Genomic DNA, 18,325 nt, shown 5'->3' on the forward strand with positions numbered 1-18,325 from the left:
GGGCGGATGCTCACCACCGTCGCCGTCTCGGGCTACCGTTCGCTCCGCGATGTCGTGCTGCCGCTCGGCGCATTGACGGTCGTCACCGGGCCGAACGGATCGGGCAAGTCCAATGTGTATCGCGCACTCCGGCTGCTCGCGGCCTCGGCGACGGGGTCGCTCGTGTCCTCCGTCGCGCGCGAGGGCGGGCTCCCGTCGCTCCTGTGGGCGGGCCCGGAGTTCGGCGGCGAGCAGGGCACGGTGCGCAAGGGGCCGGTGGCGGTGCGCCTCGGGTTCGCCTCCGACGAGCTGGGCTACCTGGTCGATCTCGGCATCCCTCAGGTCGATCAGCGGAGCCTGTTCGCCCGCGATCCCGAGCTCAAGCGCGAGCAGGTGTTCGCCGGGCCCATCGCGAAGCCCGCGACACTGCTCATCGACCGCCTCCGAGGCGTGACACGAGTACGCGACGGAGCGTGGACGACGCTCGGCCAGCAGCTCGCGACATTCGAGAGCATCGTCACCGATCTGGCCGACGGAGACACGGCGCCGGAGCTGCTCGCGCTGCGTCGCACGCTCGGCGGCTGGCGCTTCTACGACCACTTCCGTGTCGACGCCGATGCTCCCGCGCGTCAGCCTCAGGTGGGCACGCGCTCCCCCACGCTCGCCCACGGCGGCGAGAACCTCGCGGCGGTGTGGGCGACGATCCAGGATGCCGGGCACGGCGCCGCGCTCGAGGGCGCGGTCGGCGGCGCCTTTCCCGGCGCCGAAGTGCGGGTCGAGGCGGCCGACGGACGGTTCCGCCTCGTGATGGGCCAGCCCGGACTGCTCCGGGCGCTCGAGACCGCGGAGCTGTCGGACGGCACACTGCGCTATCTGCTGCTGTGCGCAGCCCTTCTCCCGGCACGACCGGCGCCGTTGATCGTGCTCAACGAGCCCGAGGCGAGCCTGCACCCCGATCTGCTCGAGCCCCTCGCGGCGCTCGTCGTCGAGGCGTCCGCCCGCTCGCAGGTCGTCGTGGTGACCCATGCCGAGCGGCTGTCGCGACCGCTCGCCCAGGCGGGAGCACTGACCCACCGGCTGGAGGCTCATGCGGACGGCACGGTGATCGCGGGCCAGGGAATGCTCGATCGCCCGGCGTGGAACTGGGGCAATCGCTGACCGTCGTTCCCACAGTCCGGCGCGTCATGGGAAGGGGCAGCCCCGCCCGGGGGAAAGAGTTGGGGACTCTACGGGTGGGGCTGCCGGCCGCCAGAATCCCCCCGGACCGGCGGTCCGTCGCGCTGCACTGAGCGGCGCGACGGAAGGGAGTCGATTCCCTCAACCGATGAGAGGACGATCGGACCGATCCGTTACGCGGAATCGCGGAATCGATCTTGGTCGCTTCTCGAGCGGCTACTCGCGCAGCGTCGCGCCGAACCGCTGCGCGGCCACCGCGACCCCGGCGAGCTTGGCGTCGGTCGCCTCGGCGGCGGTCAGCGTGCGGTCGGGCGCGCGGAAGCGCAGGGCGAATGTGAGGCTCTTCGACCGCTCGGGCACGCCCGGACCGCGATAGTCGTCGACCAGGCGAAGCGATTCGAGGAGGTCACCCGCACCCTCGATGAGCGCTGAGCGCACGTCGGCTGCCGGAACGTCCGCGCCGACGACCAGCGACACGTCCTGCGTCGCCGCGGGGAAGCCCGACAGGGACGCTGCGACGACCTTCTCTCCGGCCAGCGACAGCACGAGGTCGAGATCGAGCTCGGCCACGATCACGCGCCCGGGGAGATCGGATGCCTCCGCCACCGCGGGCAGCACCTCGCCGACGTAGCCGACCTCGATGTCGCCGACCCACAGCACGCCGGTGCGTCCGGGGTGCAGCGCGGCGCGCTGCGCCTGGGCGACCTCGATGGTGACACCGGCGGCGGCACCGATGGAACGGACGGCGTCGAGGGCGTCGGTGAGGTCGGCGGGCACGGGCTGGACGCCGGGCTGCTTCGCGACGACGCTGCCCGAGAGCAGGACCGCGACATGACGGTGCTGCGGCGGGATCGATGCGTCGAGCTCGGCGAGGGTCGCGGCATCCGGTCGCACGGCCAGCGGCGGGACGTGCGACGTGCCATACGCGACACCCGGCTTCGGCAGGAAGACGACACCCGTCTCGAAGAGGGCGAGGTCGGTGAACCCACGCGCGACGTTGCGGTGCGCGACCTGGAGCAGTCCAGGCACGAGCGAGCGGCGCAGGAACGGCGCCTGCCCGTCGAGCGGGTTCGCGATCCGGATGCTCGGGAGCCGCTCGCCCGACGGCGAGCCGTGGAGGTCGTTGAGCTCGTCGGTCGTGAACGCGAACGACGGCGTCTCGACGTACCCGGCCGCCGCGAGGGCGTTGGAGACCCGACGCCTGCCCTGCTGCGCGACGGTCAGGCCGCGACCCGACGGCGGCGTGGGCAGGATCGACGGGATGCGGTGATAGCCCTCGATGCGGGCGACCTCCTCGGCGAGCGTCCACTTGTCGGTCAGATCGGGACGCCACGACGGCGGATGCACCGACCAGTGATCACCGCTGTCGTAGACCTCGCACCCGATCATCTCGAGTGCGGCGACGATCTCGCCGGTCGTGTAGTCGACGCCGATGAGTCCCTCGACGAAGCCGCGGGGCAGGTCGATCCCGGCGATCTCGACGGTGGCGAACAGCGCGCCTCCCACCTCGGTGTCGAGGGTGCCGCCCGCGTACTCGACCATGAGGTCGGCGACGCGGCGGGCGGCGACGAAGGGGATCAGCGGGTCCACGCCGCGCTCGAAGCGACGGGAAGCCTCGGAGGGCAGCTTGTGCCGGCGCGCCGTGCGCGCGATCGTCACGGTGTCGAAGATCGCCGCTTCGATGAGCACGTTGCGGGTGCTCCCCGACATCTCCGTGGTGCCGCCGCCCATGACGCCGGCGAGGCCGATCGGACCGGACTCGTCGGTGATGAGGAGATCCTCCGGATGGAGGGTGCGCACCTTGCCGTCGAGCGTCTCCAGCTGCTCCCCCGGCGTCGCACGGCGCACGGTGATGCCGCCCTGCAGCTTGTCGAGGTCGTAGCCGTGGATCGGCTGGCCGAGCTCCACCATCACGTAGTTGGTGATGTCGATCAGAATGCCGAGCGAGCGGATGCCGGCGAGCGCAAGCCGCGCGACCATCCATGCGGGCGTCGGCTTGGTCGGGTCGACGTCTCGCACGATGCGGACGGCGAACTCGGATGCCCCGACCCGTCCCCGGATGGGGCCGGCGTCCTCGACGGCCACGGCGAAGCCGGCCGCCGGGTGCTGAAGCTCGCCCCACTCCCGGTCGCCGGGATCGCGGAAGGCCGCGCCGGTGGCGTGCGAGTACTCACGGGCGACACCGCGCACCGACAGGGCGTAGCCGCGGTCAGGGGTGACGTTGATGTCGATCGCGACGTCGTCGAGACCCAGGAGGGCGATCGCGTCGGTGCCGACCGGTGCGTCGATGCCGAGCTCGACCAGGCGCAGGATGCCGTTGTGCTCGTCGCCGAGGCCGAGTTCCTTCGCCGAGGCGATCATGCCGTCCGACACGTGGCCGTAGGTCTTGCGTGCGGCGATGGGGAACGGACCGGGCAGCACGGCGCCGGGCAGCGTCACGACGACCTTGTCGCCGACGAAGAAGTTGCGCGCGCCGCACACCACCCCGTGGACGGCGTCGCCGCCGTCGGCCGCGACCTCGCCCTCGGGCGCGACGCGTACCTGGCACCACCGGATCGTCTTGCCGTTGGACTGCGGCTCCTCGACGAACTCGAGCACCTCGCCGACGACGATCGGGCCCTGCAGCTCGAAGCGGTGCACGTCCTCCTCTTCGAACCCGACGCGCACGAGCGCCTCGAGGATGTCCTCGGGCGAGGCATCCGCCGGGACATCGACGAACTCACGCAACCAGGAGAGCGGGACGCGCATCAGACCACCATTCCGAACTGTTCGCTGAAGCGGACATCGCCCTCTGCCATGTCGCGCATGTCCTGGACGTCGCTGCGGAACATGAGCGTCCGCTCGATGCCCATGCCGAAGGCGAAGCCCGAGTACTCCTCGGGGTCGATCCCGGCCGCGCGCAGCACGTTCGGGTTGACCATGCCGCAGCCGCCCCACTCGATCCAGCGAGCACCGCCCTTGAAGGTCGGGTGCCACAGGTCGAGCTCGGCGGAGGGCTCGGTGAAGGGGAAGAAGTTGGCGCGGAAGCGCGTCTTCGCCTCCGGCCCGAACAGCACCTTCGCGGCGTGGTCCAGCGTGCCCTTGAGGTGGGCCATCGTGATGCCCTTGTCGATCACGAGACCTTCGAACTGCGTGAACACAGGGAGGTGCGTCGCGTCGAACTCGTCGGTGCGGTACACCCGGCCGGGGCAGAGCACGTAGATCGGGAGGTCGCGCTCGAGCATCGACCGCACCTGCACGGGGCTCGTGTGCGTGCGCATGACGAGATGGCGATCGACCGGGTCTACGAAGAACGTGTCCTGCATCTGACGCGCCGGGTGGTCGACGTCGAAGTTCAGGGCGTCGAAGTTGTACCACTCGTGTTCGAGCTCGGGCCCCTCGGCGATCTCCCACCCCATGCCGACGAAGATGTCGGCCACCTGCTCCTGCAGGAGCGAGATCGGATGCCGCGCCCCGACGCGTGCGCGCTGCGCGAGCGCTGTGATGTCGACGCGTTCGGCCTCGAGCCGCGCGGCGGTCTCCGCCTCGGCGAGCTCCGCCTCGCGGGCGGCGAACGCCTGGTTCACGCGCGCGCGGGCCTGGCCCACGAGCTTGCCGAACTCGGCCTTGCGCTCGGGCGCAACCTCGCGGAGGCGGGCGTTCAGCTTCGCGAGGGGCGCGCCCTCGGCGCTGTGAGCGGAGCGCGCGGCCTTCAGAGCGGCCGTGTCGCCGGCCGCGGCGACGGCTTCGAGCGCGGCCTCGACCGCGGCATCCACCGCCTCGGGCGTGATTTCAGGAACGTCAGACACGAGACCCGAGTCTACCGAGGGCGGATGCCCCGCCTCGCCGCTGCGGTCACCGGATGCCGCCGACGCGCTCCCGCCCTGGTCCTACGTGCGAGCCGAGTCCGTTCCGCGCTGCGTCACGATGAGCTCGGTGTCGGTGATCTCCTGGGTCGGCTGCTCCGCCTGCGCGATCCGCACGCCGCTCGACGACCGTCGCAGCCGCTTCTCGACGGTGTTCGCGATGAACGACAGGATCAGGCAGAGGCTGATGTAGATCGCCCCGACGACGATCGTGGCGGGCACGATCGGCGAGTCCAGGGCCGACTGAGACCCGATGTAGCGGGCGTAGAACAGCAGCTCCGGGTACGTGATGATGAAGCCGAGCGCGGTGTCCTTCAGTGTGACAACCAGCTGTGCGATGATCACAGGCATCATCGCCCGGATGGCCTGCGGCAGCAGGACGAGCTGCATCACTCCGTACTTGCGGAGCCCTATCGCGTAGCCCGCTTCCTGCTGGCCACGCGGCAGCGACTCGACGCCCGCTCGGATGACTTCGGCGAGCACCGAGCCGTTGTAGGCGATGAGTGCGATCACGACTGCCCAGTACGGCGCCATCCGCACGCCGATGACGGGGAGCCCGTAGTAGAGCAGGAACATGAAGACGAGCACGGGCACGGCGCGCAGGAACTCTACGATCGCGCCGACGGGCACGCGGATCCACGAGTGATCGGACATCCGGCCGATCGCGAGCGCGAAGCCCAGGATGAGTGCACCGATCGCGGCGACGGCGAACGCGGCGAGCGTGCGGAGCGTGGCCAGGCCGATCTGCACCCACACGTTCGTATAGGTGAAGGCCTGCCACTTCTCAGCCGTGAACTGGCCGGTGTCGATCAGCCGCCAGAGGAAGAAGCCCAGGATCGCGGCGACCACGACGACCGTGAGGACGCCGAGAATGCGGTTGCGGACGATCGCGCGGGGCCCGGGGACGTCGTACAGGACGGAAGTCATCGGGCGACCCTCCACTTGTTCTCGAGCGCGCGCTGGGCCCAAGAGAGCAGCAGGACGAGCGCGACGAAGATGATCATGACCCAGATGATCACGAGCATCTGGTTCGCGCCGCGCTCACTCAGGTAGTTGCGCGCGGCACCGAGGTTCACCACACCGAAGCCTGCCGCCACGGTGGTGTTCTTCAGAAGGGCTATGAAGACGCTCATCATCGGCGGGATGACCGATCGGAAGGCCTGCGGCATGACGACCAGGGTCATCACCTGCCCGAAGGTGAGCCCGACCGCCCGTGCCGCCTCGGCTTGACCGACGGGGACGGTGTTTATGCCAGAGCGGATCGTCTCGGCGACATACGTCGCCGTGTAGATGCCGAGCGCGCACACCGCCAGCGTGAGGGACACGTCGGCGGTGAGCCGGAGCCCGAGCAGCGGCGGAAGTGCGAACGCGAACGCGAAGAACACCAGTGTGAGCGGGGTGTTGCGGATCGTGTTCACGTACAGCGTCCCCATCGTTCTCGCGACGGGGATCGGCGAGACGCGCATCGCGCCCACGATGATGCCGAGGATGAGCGCCAGCAGTCCGCCCCCGAAGAACAGGATCAGCGTTCCGATCAGCCCCTCGGCCCAGACATCCCAGTTGTCGGTGATGACGTTCAGCGGTCTCCTCCTTCGTGCTGCGGTGAGCGGCAGCGGTGGTGGGGCCGCTCGGCGCCCACCACCGCCACAGGTCACATGACCGGGTCGACCTCGGGCTGCGTGCCCGTGATGCCCGCCGGCGCGAGGTGCTCGTCGAAGAGCGCGGTCCAGACGTCGCCGCCATCGGTGAACAGCGTGTTGATGTGCTCAACCATGACGGTGTCGCCCTTGGCGACGCCCACGCCGTAGCGCTCCTCGCTGAACGGCTCGCCCGCGATCTTGAGAGCGTCGGGCTCCTGCGCGACGTAGCCGGCCAGGATCGCCTCGTCCGTGGTGATCGCGTCGACCGAACCGGCCTTGAGCTGCTCCACGCACTGCGAGTAGGTGTCGTACTCGACGGTGTCACCCGGGTTGTACTCGTCGCGGATGCGCTGCAGCGGCGTCGAACCCGTCACGGAGCACACGATCTTGCCCTCAAGATCGTCCGGACCATTGATGTCTGTGTTGTCGGCGGCGACCATCAGGCCCTGACCCGTGAGGAAGTACGGACCGGCGAAGTCGATCAGCTCCTTGCGGGTGTCGGTGATCGAGTACGTGCCGACGTAGTAGTCGATGTCGCCGTTCACGAGAGCCTGCTCACGGTTGGCCGACGGAATGGTGACGTACTCGATCTGGTCTTCGTCGTAGCCGAGCGAAGCGGCGATCCAGCGGGCGATGTCGACATCGAACCCGGTCCGCTCACCGGTCGCGGCGTCCTCGTAACCGAGGCCGGGCTGATCGTTCTTGACGCCGACGACGACGCCGTCGCGCGCGGTCATCGCTTCGAACGTGGGGCTGCCCTCGAGCGAGACGTCGCTCGCGACCTCCCAAAGCGCGGTGGTCTCTTCGCCGCCGTCTCCGCCTTCGCTCGGGTCGGCGCCGGGCGTGCCGCTGTTGCACGCGGTGAGCGCGAGCAGGGCGATGGCGGAGATGCCGATCCCCGTAATGATCCGTGACTTTCGCATGGTTTCCTCCTGGTTGCTGTGTGTGTGCTGGTTCCGTATGTCCGACGTTCGGGTCGTGCGGAGTAGTCGTGCGGTGGTGGTGCTCGTTTCCCTCCCGGGGGTGCGAGGGTCGGTCAGGGTCAGTGGGTGAGGAGCTTCGAGAGGAAGTCCTTCGCGCGATCGCTCTGCGGGTTCGTGAAGAACTCCTCGGGAGTCGCCTCCTCCACGATCTGCCCGTCGGCCATGAACACCACGCGGTCGGCCGCCTTGCGGGCGAACCCCATCTCGTGGGTCACGACGATCATCGTCATGCCGTCCTGCGCGAGGCCGACCATGACGTCGAGCACCTCGTTGATCATCTCGGGGTCGAGCGCGCTCGTCGGCTCATCGAAGAGCATGACCTTGGGCTGCATGGCGAGCGCGCGGGCGATCGCGACGCGCTGCTGCTGGCCGCCCGACAGCTGGGCGGGCAGTTTCGCGGCCTGGTGGCCGACGCCGACGCGTTCGAGAAGCTGCGTGCCGAGCTTCTCGGCCTCCGCCTTCTTCATGCCTTTGACCTTGATCGGCCCGAGCGTCACGTTGTCGAGGATCGTGAGGTGCGAGAAGAGGTTGAACGACTGGAAGACCATGCCGACGTCTGCGCGCAGCGCGGCCAGGTCCTTCCCCTCCTTGGGGAGCTCCTTGCCGTCGATCGAGATGGTGCCGCTCGTGATCGTCTCGAGCCGATTGATCGTGCGGCACAGGGTCGACTTTCCGGAGCCGGATGGACCGATCACCACGACCACCTCGCCGCGGTTCACGGTCAGATCGATGTCCTTCAGCGCCTGGAACTCGCCATAGTGCTTCTGGACATCGGTGATCTCGACCAGGGGGTCGCCGCGGCGGACGTTGATGTTCGACGTCTTCGGAGCGCTGTCATCGGCGGTCGTCATAGCGCCACCCTATGGCGGCGGCAGACCCCTCTGCCACTGCAACGCCGCGTCTTTACCGTGTTGTAACAGCCCCGGAATGCGCTGTGTTCAGCCCGCCGCGCGCTGCGCGAACGCCGTCTCGTACAGGCACACGCTCGCCGCGGTGGCGAGGTTGAGCGACTCGGCGGCACCGTAGATCGGCAGGCGCAGGGACAGGTCGGCGAGGGCGAGCGCGTCGTCGTCGAGCCCGCGCGCCTCGTTCCCGAACAGCCACGCGGTCGGCTCGGCGAGGAGTCCGCGCGCCGCGAGGAAGTCGCCGCCGCCGACGTCGGCGGCGATCACGCGCACCCCGGCGGCATGTGCCCGCTCCACCGCCGTCGCGAGGTCGACCCCCACCGCGACAGGCAGGTGGAACAGCGAACCCGTCGTGGCGCGTACGACCTTCGGGTTGTACGGATCGACCGTTCGGCCGGTGAGGATGACGGCGTCGGCGCCCGCGGCATCCGCTGCCCGGATGATCGTGCCGAGGTTGCCGGGGTCGCGCACCTCCTCGCAGATCGCGACGAGACGCGGCGACGACGCGAACACGTCGCGCAGCGAGGTCGGCGACTGTCGCGCGACAGCCACGATGCCCTGCGGCGTCACGGTGTCGGCCATGGCGTCGAGCACGGCCTCGGTCGTGAAGACGACCTCGAGGCCGGCATCCCGAGCTGCATCGCGCACGTCCGTGTGCCGCTCCATGGCGGTCGGCGTCGCGTACACCTCGACCAGGGTGTCGGGGCGGTACGCGAGTGCCTCGCGGGCCGCCTGAGGGCCTTCGAGGAGGAACAGTCCGGTCTCCTGACGAGCGCTCCGCTTCGTCAGTTTCGCCACGGCGCGAACGCGCGGAGAGCGAGGGTTCTCGAGCACACCATCAGTCTAGGGTCGGGGCCGCTCCTTCATGCGACGCGCAGGAATGGGAAAAGGGACGCCCTCCGTGAGGAGGGCGTCCCTTTCGAGAACCGGATGCCGGCGTCAGACGCTCTTGGGGGCGTTGACGTTCTCGGGCAGCGCCTTCTTGGCCGTCTCGACGAGCGAGGCGAACGTGGCGGGCTCGTTCACCGCGAGCTCGGCGAGCATGCGGCGGTCGACCTGCACACCCGCGAGGCCGAGGCCCTGGATGAAGCGGTTGTACGTGATGCCGTTCTGGCGGCTCGCGGCGTTGATGCGCTGGATCCACAGACGACGGAAGTCGCCCTTGCGCTTGCGACGGTCGCGGTACGCGTAGACGAGCGAGTGGGTGACCTGCTCCTTCGCCTTGCGGTAGAGGCGCGAACGCTGTCCGCGGTAACCGGACGCGCGCTCGAGGATGACGCGACGCTTCTTGTGGGCGTTGACTGCCCGCTTGACTCTAGCCATTTCTTCTGTTTCCTATCGTGCGTCGGCGCTCAGAGGCCGAGGAGCTTCTTGGCGACCTTGGCGTCACCCGGGGCCAGGACCTGCTCCTGGTTGAGGCGGCGCGTGCGGCGCGACGACTTGCCCTCGAGGTTGTGGCGCATGTTGGCCTGCTGCTTCATCAGCTTTCCGCTACCGGTGAGCTTGAAGCGCTTCTTGGCACCCGAGTGGGTCTTCTGCTTCGGCATCTCTTCTTCCTTCGTTTCACTTCCCGCCCAGGCGGGAGTCGGTGTCCCGCGGAGCGGGAGTCTGTGGGGTCCTACTCGGCGGCTGCCGGCTCGGACTCGGTGTCGGTGTCGGCCGGAGCCGTGCCGCCGCGGGCGGACCGGGCGGCTTCCTTGTTCGCGGCGCGCTGAGCGTTCTGCTCGGTCTTCACCTCGGACTTGTTCTTGTGGGGAGCCACGACCATCACCATGTTGCGGCCGTCGATCGTCGGATTCGACTCGACGGTGCCGAACTCGGCCACGTCCTCCGCGAACTTGCGGAGAAGACGCACACCCTGCTCGGGACGCGACTGCTCGCGGCCTCGGAACAGGATCATGGCCTTGACCTTGTCGCCCGACTGGAGGAAGCCCTCGGCGCGCTTGAGTTTGGTTATGTAGTCGTGGGCCTCGATCTTCAGACGGAACCGGACCTCCTTGAGGACGGTGTTCGCCTGATTGCGACGCGCTTCCTTGGCCTTCTGCGCAGCCTCGTACTTGAACTTGCCGTAGTCCATGATCTTGACCACTGGCGGCTTCGAGTTGGGGGCCACCTCGACGAGATCGAGGTCGGCCTCCTGGGCCAGGCGCAGCGCCACCTCGATGCGGACGACGCCGACCTGCTCACCCGCGGGTCCGACGAGGCGGACCTCGGGGACGCGGATGCGGTCGTTGGTGCGGGGATCGCTGATGCGGAACTCCTCTTTCATGCGGATGTCGGCCACCGCGACACATGGGGCGTGACGCGGGCTGAAAGAGGAGTCATTCCACCCGCTCGGCGCTCGAGCGCCGGCTTCTGCACCCTGTCGTCGTTCGCGGTTCCCCGCTCGCGATCGCCTACCCCGATCGCAGTGCGGTCGGGGCGGAGTGCGTGACCCGGTAGCCTGGAACGGCAAGCGCGGGTGGGATGTGATCCTCTTTCGGTCCGGTGCAGAACGCACCGAAGCCCGCACAAGTCTAGCAGAGAGAAGCGCGTGACCACGATTCCGGCCTCCGACGACGACCGCCACGCACGCTGGGAGGAGCAGGAGCGCGCCGCCTCGGCCGCGACCCGCGACATCGCCGATGTTCCCGCCGTCGAAGTGATCACCACCGCAGCGGTGCACCTCATGAGCGCCGCGGCCGTCAAGGTGGGCCTCGCCGACGACCCTGCGGCCCAGACCGACCTCGACGAGGCGCGCAAGCTCATCAACGCCCTCGCCGGTCTCATCACGGCGGGTGCGCCGGAGATCAGCGACATGCACGCGCGCTCGCTGCGCGACGGCCTCCGGTCGCTTCAGCTCGCGTTCCGCGAGGCGTCGGTGATCCCCGATCCGATCGGCAAGGGCCCGGGCGAGAAGTGGACCGGTCCGGTCAACTGACCGGTCGACCCCCGATGCCGATCGCGGCCGCGCCGCGGGCGACCGCGTCGACCGTGCGGCGGACCGCCTCGGCATCGGTCGCGTGATTGCTCACGGCGAACCGCACCACGGTGCGGCCGCGCCAGGATGACGACGACGCCCATACCGTGCCCTCGCTGCGCAGCCACTCCCCCAGCGCGGCCGTGTCGGCGTCCTCCTCGGCGGCGAGGCAGACCTGGGTGAAAACGACCTCGTTCAGCACCTCCAGGCCGGGAACAGTCCGGAATCCCGCGGCGAGGGCGGTCGCGGCATCCACCAGCCCGTCGACCAGATCGACGACGCCGCGGCGTCCGAGCGACCGCAGGGCAGCCCACACCGGCACCCCGCGCGCACGCCGGGACAGCTCGGCCACGCGGTCGTAGGGATCGGAGACGCTCGCGACGGCGGGCAGGTACGCCGCGTGGGCGCCGAGGGACGCCGTCATCGCCGCTTCGTCGCGCACGATGGCGACCCCGCAGTCGTAGGGCACGTTGAGCGTCTTGTGCGCATCGGTCGCCCACGAGTCGGCGTCGGCGAGCCCCGCCGTGAGATGGTCCAGGCGTGGACTGGCGGCCGCCCACAGCCCGAAGGCGCCGTCCACGTGGATCCACGCACCGGCGGCGCGGGCCACCGCGATCGCCGACGTGAAGTCGTCGAAGGCGCCCGAATGGACGTCGCCGGCCTGCAGCGCCACCACCGTGGGCGCGTCCGAGGCGCCCAGCGCGCGTTCGAGTCCGGCGACGTCGATGCGGCCCTCCGCGTCGGCGCCGACGGCCGTCGGAGCCCCGAGCCCCGCAATGCGGCCGGCCAGCACCACCGACGTGTGCACGGCACCGCCCGCGAGGAACCGGACGCGCGGGGCCTGCGCGACGTCGGCGACCGGGTCGAACCCGCGGGCCCGCAGCGCGGCATCGCGCCCGACGACGAGGCACGACAGGTTCGCGCTCGTGGCGCCCGTCGCGAACCCGACGCCGCTGCGGGGCGGCAGTCCGAGGAGTTCGACGAGCCAGGCAGCCGCGACCTCCTCCACCGCCGCGGTGGCGGGCGTGGGCTGGCGGGACCCGGTGTTCTGGTCCCACGCGGAGACGAGCCAGTCCGCCGCGAGAGCGGCCGGGTACGTGCCGCCGATGACGAAGCCGTAGAAGCGCGGAGATCCCATCGCCATCAGTCCCGGTGCGGATGCCTCCGCCAGCTCCTCCACGACGGCCGCCGCGTCGGCGCCGTCCTCGGGCAGCGTGCGCTCGAGCCTCGCCAGGATCCCGTCCACGTCGAGCTCGGGCCGGATCGGTCGCTCAGCCACGGACTCGAGCCACTCCAGCGCATGGCGATGTGCCGCGTCGAGCGCCTGCCGGTACTGCCTCATGCCGTCGTCCATGGTGGCCACCTCCGCGGAGCCGATCATCCGCCGCCGGGACGTCGGTCGCAAGGCCCCTTCCGGGCGGCCGACGGCGGCGGCGTGGTCTTGCCACCCAAGAGGCGCGCATCCCGCGGCCGATACGCGCGAGGTCAGGCGCGGACGAGCTTCACCGTCAGCGAGTCGACCAGGACGGCGATGCGATGATCGGCCGCCCACCGCGATGCGAGCCGTGAGAGCACCGCGTCGAGCTCGCCCTGCTCGAGACCGTGGATGAGCTCGAGCCGGACGACCAGTTCGGGCCCGCGCAGCCGCGCATCGGGATCGCCCGGCAGGGCTGCGAGGTCGATGACGGCGAGCTCGCCGCCTATGCTCTGCTGAAGCCCGGCGAACACCTCGGGCGACGTGAAGCTCGGCTCCCACGGGTGGCCCTGCGCGATCGCCCACACCGCGGGCCGCCGGATCACGAACTCGGTCGGCGATCCGGGGTCGATCACGATGAGGTCGGTGTCGTCGGCGGACGCCGCGACCGCCGTGCGCACGCCGTCGGCCGGCACCGGACGGGCCGAGGCATCCCATCGCCCCATCGTCTCCACGGAGGTGAACACCGGGAGCACGCGCCGGCCGTCGGGCGCGGCCACCGTGACGATGGAGAGCTCCTGAGTCTTGTCGACTGCGAGACCGTGGGCGCCGATCCCCTCGTCGCCCTTCTCGGCGACGAGCGGGATCAGCAGGCGCGCGGACCGGTACGCGTCGACGACCGCCGTCTGACCGCCGCTGCCGTCGCGGAATGAGAGGAGCGCGGCGAGGAGCGCCGGATCGGCGGAGCCGTCGTCCGCCGAGTGGGGGTTCGCGTGGAAGCTGCGGCCCTCCCACGGCACCCCCGCCGAGTCGGCCTGATGACCGCCGTGGTCGTGCGGGTCAGTGTCCGGCGACATCCAGCGCCTCGGCGAGCGTGAAGGCGCCCGCGTACAGCGCCTTGCCGACGATCGCGCCTTCGACGCCGAGTGGAACGAGGTCGCGCAGCGCGGCGATGTCGTCGAGGCTCGAGACTCCGCCCGAGGCGACGATCGGCTTGGGGGTGCGCGACGTCATCTCGCGCAGCAGTTCGACGTTGGGGCCCTGGAGGGTGCCGTCCTTGGTGACGTCGGTGACGACGTACCGGCTGCAGCCGGCCGACTCGAGACGATCGAGGACGGTCCACAGATCGCCGCCCTCGCGGGTCCATCCGCGTGCGGCGAGGGTCGTGCCCCGCACGTCGAGGCCGACCGCGATGACGTCGCCGTAGCGGCCGATCACGTCTGCGGCCCATTCGGGGTTCTCGAGCGCCGCGGTGCCGAGGTTGATGCGCGCCGCGCCGCTGTCGAGAGCGGCCTCGAGCGTGCGGTCGTCGCGGATTCCGCCCGACAGCTCGACCTGCACGCCCTTGACCTGCTTGATCACCTTGCGCAGGATGCCCGCGTTGCTGCCCCGGCCGAAGGCCGCGTCGAGGTCGACCAGGTGGATCCACTGCGCGCCCTGACGAGCGAAGTCCAGGGCCGCGTCGACGGGGTCGCCGTAGCTGGTCTCGGTGCCGGCCTCGCCCTGGGTGAGGCGCACGGCCTTGCCGTCGGCGACGTCGACGGCGGGCAGCAGGATCAGTTCGGGCATTGAGGCGAAATCGTTCATGGCTCCTCGTGCGGGAAGGTCTCGGGAGGGATGCGCTCCCGCAGACGGCACGAATTCAGAGGGTAGCCCCGCCGAGGCCGTCGATCCAATTCGTGAGAAGCCGGATGCCGGCGTCGCCCGACTTCTCGGGGTGGAACTGGGTCGCCGACAGGGGGCCGTTCTCGACCGCCGCGAGGAAGGGCTGCCCGTAGTCGCACCACGTGAGCGTCGGCTCGGGGAAGGGCGGCTGCACGTCGAGGAGCCACTTCTGCGCCCCGAAGGAGTGGACGAAGTAGAACCGCTCGTCCTCGATGCCCGCGAACAGCTTCGACCCCTCGCCGGGCTCGACCGTGTTCCAGCCCATGTGGGGCAGCACAGGCGCATCGAGCTCGGTGACCACGCCGGGCCACTCGCCCATGCCTTCGGTGTCGACGCCGCGCTCCACGCCGCGTTCGAAGAGCACCTGCATACCGACGCAGATGCCCAGCACCGGTCGTCCGCCCGCGAGGCGACGGCCGATGAGCTCGTCGCCGCGGCTCGCCCGGAGCGCCTCCATCACCGCGCGGAACGCGCCGACACCGGGGACCACGAGCCCGTCGGCTTCGAGAACGAGCGCCCGGTCGGACGTCAGGCGGGCGTCCGCCCCCGCGGCGTCGAGCGCCTTCACCGCCGAGTGGACGTTGCCCGATCCGTAGTCCAGGACCGCGACGACGGGTCTGGAGCTCACAGAGCGCCCTTCGTGCTGGGGATGCCTTCGACCAGGGGGTCGAGTGACTTCGCCTGGCGGAACGCACGGGCGAACGCCTTGTACTCCGCCTCGGCGATGTGGTGAGGGTCGCGGCCCGAGATCACGCGCACGTGGACGGTGAGTGCGGCGTTGAAGGAGATCGCCTCGAACGTGTGCCGCACGAGCGACCCCGTGAAGTGCCCGCCGATGAGGTGGTGCTCGAAGCCGGCAGGCTCGCCCTCGTGCACGAGGTAGGGCCGGCCGCTGATGTCGACCACGGCCTGCGCGAGAGCCTCGTCGAGGGGCACCAGCGCGTCGCCGTACCGCGAGATGCCCGACTTGTCTCCCAGCGCCTCGCGGATCGCCTGCCCCAGCACGATGGAGATGTCTTCGACCGTGTGGTGCGCGTCGATGTCGGTGTCGCCCGACGCGCGCACGGTGAGATCGGTCAGCGAGTGCTTCGCGAAGGCCGTGAGCATGTGGTCGAAGAAGGGGACCGTCGTGTCGATGCGGCTGCGTCCGGTGCCGTCGAGGTCGAGCTCGAGCTCGACGGTGGACTCGCTCGTGGAGCGTCGGAGGGAGGCGGTACGCGATGCGGCGCTCATGAGGCCGATTCTATCGACGCGAGGGCGTCGAGGAACGCGGTGGTCTCCTCCTCGGTGCCCGCGGTCACGCGGAGGTGATGCGGGATCCCGACATCGCGGATCAGCACACCGCGGTCGTAGAGCCCGCGCCAGGTGGCCGCCGGATCGTCGACGCCGCCGAAGAGCACGAAGTTGGTCCACGACTCGTGGGGCGTGAAGCCGAGCGCCTCGACCGTCGCCGAGATGCGGTCGCGCTGCGCGACGATCTCGTCGACCATGCGCAGCATCGTCGGAGCGTGACGAAGGGCAGCGGATGCCGCGGCCTGCGTCAGGGCACTCAGGTGGTACGGCAGTCGTACCAGCCGGAGGGCGTCGACGAGGGCGGGGTCGGCCGCGAGATAGCCGACGCGCGCGCCCGCGAACGCGAACGCCTTGCTCATCGTCCGCGACACCACGAGGCGCTCGCGCCCGGGGAGCAGCGTGAGGGCGGAGCGCTCGTCGCGCGGAGCGAACTCGAAGTACGCCTCGTCGACGACGACGATCCCGTCGGTCGCGTCATAGGCGGCCTCGATCACGTCGAGGCCGAGCGGCGTGCCCGTCGGGTTGTTGGGCGCGCACAGGAAGACGACGTCGGGTGAGGCATCCGCGATCTGGGATGCCGCGTCCGCCGCATCGACGGTGTAGTCGGCCGCGCGCGAGCCGGCCACCCACCCGGCCCCGGTCGCCCGGGTGAGCAGCGGGTACATCGAATAGGTCGGCCCGAAGCCGAACGCGGTGCGCCCCGGCCCGGCGAACGCCTGCAGGACGTGCTGGAGCACTTCGTTCGAGCCGTTCGCGGCCCAGATCTGGTCGCGCGTCAGCCCGTGACCGAGGTACTCGGCGAAGCCCTCGCGAAGGGCCGTGAACTCGCGGTCGGGATACCGGTTGACGTCGCGGAGCGCGAGCGCGATCGAGTCCATGATGTCGTCGGCGACGACTTGCGGCACCGGATGCGTGTTCTCGTTGACGTTGAGCGCGACGGGGAGCGGAGCCTGCGGAGCGCCGTACGGCGTCATTCCGCGGAGGTCGTCGCGCAGGGGGAGGTCTTCGAGGCGTGGACTCACCTCTCCCATGGTAGAGGCGCAGCACGGGCGGATCGGCGGTGTGTCGACGCGCGGCGCGAGGCCGACTCAGGGAGCGGTGTGGTACTCCGCCGGGATCGCCAGGCTCTGTCCGGCCTGCAGGGAGACGCTGTCGAGTGCGTTGAGACGCACGAGCGCATCGACCACGTCGCGGGGATCGGCTGCGGGCGCGACCGCCTCCGCGATCGACCACAGCGTGTCGCCCGACGAGACCGTGATCGTCGTGAAGGACTCGATCGGGGCTCCGGCGTCGCGCGACGCGAGTGCGGAGCCGCCCGAGATCATCGCGAAGCAGACGGCCAGCGCGGCGGGCAGCGCGGCGAGGACCGCCAGCACGCGGCGACCGCGCACCGTCAGCCGCAGTCGCGTCGCCGGACGCGCGGCGCTCCGGAAGGATGCGCCCGTCAGTGCGGGTGTCGTGATGCCGATCGCGGTCATGATCTGCTCCTCCTGCTGGGGAGAGATTCGCACCCGCCGCTCGGCCGGGAGTGGGGGATGCGAATCTCTGTACCGAAGTTATCTTCGAACTATGGCGATGTCAAGGGACGTTTCGGGAGACGATCTCTCGAACGCGACACGCGGTCGCGGTGTTCCCCGAGAGCACCGAATCCGGATACGGTTTCGATACGAGAACCCCACCACGGGCCTCCGACATTCGAAGACCGCTGCACTCTCGAGAGCCCGAGCGCAGCGAGACAGGAGCCGGACATGAGCGACGCCACCGGGCGCGACAGGCCGCAGACGCGGCGGCGCAAGAGCCTGAGCGACAAGCAGCTGGCGATCCTCGAGGTCATCCAGCGGTCGATCGCCCGCCATGGCTATCCGCCGAGCATGCGTGAGATCGGCGACGCCGTCGGGCTCAAGTCCCTGTCGAGCGTGACGCACCAGCTCAACCAGCTGGAGCTGAGCGGCTACCTCCGGCGTGACGCCGGCAAGACCCGCGCGATGGAGGTCCTCATCGACCTGCCGGGCACCGCGACCGAGAACCCCGCCGACACGGCGCCCTCCGTCGGCGACGCGGCTCTGGTCCCACTCGTCGGGCGCATCGCCGCCGGCGTTCCGATCACCGCCGAGCAGCAGGTCGAAGAGATCTTCCCGCTCCCCCGTCAGCTCGTCGGCAAGGGCGACCTGTTCATGCTGAAGGTGTCGGGCGAGTCCATGATCGACGCCGCGATCTGCGACGGCGACTGGGTCGTCGTCCGCTCGCAGGCGACCGCCGACAACGGCGAGATCGTGGCCGCGATGCTGGACGGCGAGGCGACGGTGAAGACATTCCGCCAGCGCGACGGCCACACCTGGCTCCTCCCCCGCAACTCCGCGTTCGAGCCGATCCTCGGCGACGAGGCCGTCGTGCTCGGCAAGGTCGTCGCCGTCCTCCGCGCCGTCTGATCACCCCTCGCGGGTGAAACTTCCCGCAACGTCGTCG

20 protein-coding genes are annotated in these 18,325 nt (G+C 70.1%); 3 read left to right on the forward strand and 17 right to left on the reverse strand.

The genetic code is table 11. The annotated features are described in order from the left end of the window. Positions 1-6 precede the first annotated feature (6 nt). On the forward strand, positions 7-1,137 hold the full coding sequence (locus EER34_RS00090; RefSeq protein WP_127472567.1) for an AAA family ATPase: 1,131 nt from the start codon (positions 7-9) through the stop codon (positions 1,135-1,137). Between the two features lie 234 nt (positions 1,138-1,371). Here the strand turns inward: EER34_RS00090 and pheT are convergent, their stop codons facing one another. From pheT to infC, 10 genes are all read right to left on the reverse strand, one after another. Further along, positions 1,372-3,903: a phenylalanine--tRNA ligase subunit beta gene (gene pheT / locus EER34_RS00095; RefSeq protein WP_127472568.1), complete on the reverse strand. Its 2,532-nt coding sequence runs from the start codon at positions 3,901-3,903 to the stop codon at positions 1,372-1,374. Then, the gene (gene pheS / locus EER34_RS00100) at positions 3,903-4,943 is read right to left on the reverse strand and encodes a phenylalanine--tRNA ligase subunit alpha (protein WP_127472569.1); all 1,041 of its coding nucleotides are present in this window, start codon (positions 4,941-4,943) and stop codon (positions 3,903-3,905) included. The genes pheT and pheS overlap by 1 nt, the downstream gene beginning before the upstream one ends. A gap of 81 nt (positions 4,944-5,024) precedes the next feature. Further along, on the reverse strand, positions 5,025-5,927 hold the full coding sequence (locus EER34_RS00105; protein ID WP_127472570.1) for an amino acid ABC transporter permease: 903 nt from the start codon (positions 5,925-5,927) through the stop codon (positions 5,025-5,027). Beyond that, a complete protein-coding gene (locus EER34_RS00110; protein WP_127474207.1) occupies positions 5,924-6,580 on the reverse strand; it encodes an amino acid ABC transporter permease in 657 nt (218 codons plus the stop codon). The genes EER34_RS00105 and EER34_RS00110 overlap by 4 nt, the downstream gene beginning before the upstream one ends. A 71-nt stretch (positions 6,581-6,651) precedes the next feature. Then, a complete protein-coding gene (locus tag EER34_RS00115) occupies positions 6,652-7,563 on the reverse strand; it encodes a glutamate ABC transporter substrate-binding protein (protein WP_127472571.1) in 912 nt (303 codons plus the stop codon). A 119-nt stretch (positions 7,564-7,682) separates the two neighbouring features. Further along, positions 7,683-8,474 carry an amino acid ABC transporter ATP-binding protein gene (locus tag EER34_RS00120; RefSeq protein WP_127472572.1) on the reverse strand — a complete coding sequence of 264 codons (792 nt, stop codon included), beginning with the start codon at positions 8,472-8,474 and terminating at the stop codon, positions 7,683-7,685. Positions 8,475-8,561: 87 nt separating this feature from the next. Further along, on the reverse strand, positions 8,562-9,362 hold the full coding sequence (locus tag EER34_RS00125; RefSeq protein WP_127472573.1) for a TrmH family RNA methyltransferase: 801 nt from the start codon (positions 9,360-9,362) through the stop codon (positions 8,562-8,564). A 105-nt stretch (positions 9,363-9,467) separates the two neighbouring features. Further along, a complete protein-coding gene (gene rplT, locus EER34_RS00130) occupies positions 9,468-9,851 on the reverse strand; it encodes a 50S ribosomal protein L20 (protein WP_127472574.1) in 384 nt (127 codons plus the stop codon). Positions 9,852-9,880: 29 nt separating this feature from the next. After that, positions 9,881-10,075, reverse strand: coding sequence for a 50S ribosomal protein L35 (gene rpmI, locus EER34_RS00135; RefSeq protein WP_127472575.1), 195 nt, complete (start codon positions 10,073-10,075; stop codon positions 9,881-9,883). A gap of 71 nt (positions 10,076-10,146) precedes the next feature. Next, positions 10,147-10,797: a translation initiation factor IF-3 gene (infC, locus tag EER34_RS00140; protein ID WP_127474208.1), complete on the reverse strand. Its 651-nt coding sequence runs from the start codon at positions 10,795-10,797 to the stop codon at positions 10,147-10,149. Positions 10,798-11,061: 264 nt separating this feature from the next. On the opposite strand from infC, the gene EER34_RS00145 reads away from it, so the two are divergent. Next, a complete protein-coding gene (locus EER34_RS00145; protein ID WP_127472576.1) occupies positions 11,062-11,448 on the forward strand; it encodes a DUF1844 domain-containing protein in 387 nt (128 codons plus the stop codon). Here the strand turns inward: EER34_RS00145 and EER34_RS00150 are convergent. The 7 genes from EER34_RS00150 to EER34_RS00180 all read right to left on the reverse strand — a co-directional run bounded on the left by EER34_RS00150 (position 11,441) and on the right by EER34_RS00180 (position 17,337). Further along, positions 11,441-12,841 (reverse strand): pyridoxal phosphate-dependent decarboxylase family protein, encoded by a 1,401-nt coding sequence (locus EER34_RS00150; RefSeq protein WP_127472577.1) that lies wholly within the window; start codon positions 12,839-12,841, stop codon positions 11,441-11,443. The two genes, EER34_RS00145 and EER34_RS00150, sit on opposite strands and share 8 nt — an antisense overlap. 131 nt (positions 12,842-12,972) lie before the next feature. Beyond that, positions 12,973-13,758: an SseB family protein gene (locus EER34_RS00155; protein WP_127472578.1), complete on the reverse strand. Its 786-nt coding sequence runs from the start codon at positions 13,756-13,758 to the stop codon at positions 12,973-12,975. Next, positions 13,742-14,488, reverse strand: a complete 747-nt coding sequence (gene priA / locus EER34_RS00160; protein ID WP_127472579.1) for a bifunctional 1-(5-phosphoribosyl)-5-((5-phosphoribosylamino)methylideneamino)imidazole-4-carboxamide isomerase/phosphoribosylanthranilate isomerase PriA — start codon at positions 14,486-14,488, stop codon at positions 13,742-13,744. The genes EER34_RS00155 and priA overlap by 17 nt, the downstream gene beginning before the upstream one ends. 55 nt (positions 14,489-14,543) lie before the next feature. Then, on the reverse strand, positions 14,544-15,194 hold the full coding sequence (hisH, locus tag EER34_RS00165; RefSeq protein WP_127472580.1) for an imidazole glycerol phosphate synthase subunit HisH: 651 nt from the start codon (positions 15,192-15,194) through the stop codon (positions 14,544-14,546). Then, a complete protein-coding gene (hisB, locus tag EER34_RS00170; RefSeq protein ID WP_127472581.1) occupies positions 15,191-15,799 on the reverse strand; it encodes an imidazoleglycerol-phosphate dehydratase HisB in 609 nt (202 codons plus the stop codon). Before hisB ends, hisH begins: the two co-directional genes overlap by 4 nt. Next, positions 15,796-16,890, reverse strand: a complete 1,095-nt coding sequence (locus EER34_RS00175; protein WP_127472582.1) for a histidinol-phosphate transaminase — start codon at positions 16,888-16,890, stop codon at positions 15,796-15,798. Before EER34_RS00175 ends, hisB begins: the two co-directional genes overlap by 4 nt. Before the next feature lie 57 nt (positions 16,891-16,947). After that, positions 16,948-17,337, reverse strand: coding sequence for a LysM peptidoglycan-binding domain-containing protein (locus EER34_RS00180; protein WP_164743407.1), 390 nt, complete (start codon positions 17,335-17,337; stop codon positions 16,948-16,950). 270 nt (positions 17,338-17,607) lie between these two features. Between EER34_RS00180 and lexA the strand changes: the two genes are divergently transcribed. Beyond that, positions 17,608-18,288, forward strand: a complete 681-nt coding sequence (gene lexA / locus EER34_RS00185) for a transcriptional repressor LexA (protein ID WP_127472583.1) — start codon at positions 17,608-17,610, stop codon at positions 18,286-18,288. The last annotated feature ends 37 nt before the right edge of the window (positions 18,289-18,325 follow it).

The organism is Microbacterium sulfonylureivorans (assembly GCF_003999995.1).
In the GTDB taxonomy this organism is placed as follows: domain Bacteria; phylum Actinomycetota; class Actinomycetes; order Actinomycetales; family Microbacteriaceae; genus Microbacterium; species Microbacterium sulfonylureivorans.

Bases quoted from the DNA above. Each gene is read 5' to 3' on its own strand.
- EER34_RS00090 (WP_127472567.1), top strand. From the start codon at position 7: ATGCTCACCACCGTCGCCGTCTCGGGCTACCGTTCGCTCCGCGATGTC.
- EER34_RS00105 (WP_127472570.1), bottom strand. From the start codon at position 5,927: ATGACTTCCGTCCTGTACGACGTCCCCGGGCCCCGCGCGATCGTCCGC.
- pheT (WP_127472568.1), bottom strand. From the start codon at position 3,903: ATGCGCGTCCCGCTCTCCTGGTTGCGTGAGTTCGTCGATGTCCCGGCG.
- EER34_RS00155 (WP_127472578.1), bottom strand. From the start codon at position 13,758: ATGTCGCCGGACACTGACCCGCACGACCACGGCGGTCATCAGGCCGAC.
- lexA (WP_127472583.1), top strand. From the start codon at position 17,608: ATGAGCGACGCCACCGGGCGCGACAGGCCGCAGACGCGGCGGCGCAAG.
- EER34_RS00180 (WP_164743407.1), bottom strand. From the start codon at position 17,337: ATGACCGCGATCGGCATCACGACACCCGCACTGACGGGCGCATCCTTC.
- rpmI (WP_127472575.1), bottom strand. From the start codon at position 10,075: ATGCCGAAGCAGAAGACCCACTCGGGTGCCAAGAAGCGCTTCAAGCTC.
- EER34_RS00150 (WP_127472577.1), bottom strand. From the start codon at position 12,841: ATGGACGACGGCATGAGGCAGTACCGGCAGGCGCTCGACGCGGCACAT.
- EER34_RS00115 (WP_127472571.1), bottom strand. From the start codon at position 7,563: ATGCGAAAGTCACGGATCATTACGGGGATCGGCATCTCCGCCATCGCC.
- EER34_RS00175 (WP_127472582.1), bottom strand. From the start codon at position 16,890: ATGGGAGAGGTGAGTCCACGCCTCGAAGACCTCCCCCTGCGCGACGAC.
- priA (WP_127472579.1), bottom strand. From the start codon at position 14,488: ATGAACGATTTCGCCTCAATGCCCGAACTGATCCTGCTGCCCGCCGTC.
- hisB (WP_127472581.1), bottom strand. From the start codon at position 15,799: ATGAGCGCCGCATCGCGTACCGCCTCCCTCCGACGCTCCACGAGCGAG.
- infC (WP_127474208.1), bottom strand. From the start codon at position 10,797: ATGAAAGAGGAGTTCCGCATCAGCGATCCCCGCACCAACGACCGCATC.
- EER34_RS00120 (WP_127472572.1), bottom strand. From the start codon at position 8,474: ATGACGACCGCCGATGACAGCGCTCCGAAGACGTCGAACATCAACGTC.
- rplT (WP_127472574.1), bottom strand. From the start codon at position 9,851: ATGGCTAGAGTCAAGCGGGCAGTCAACGCCCACAAGAAGCGTCGCGTC.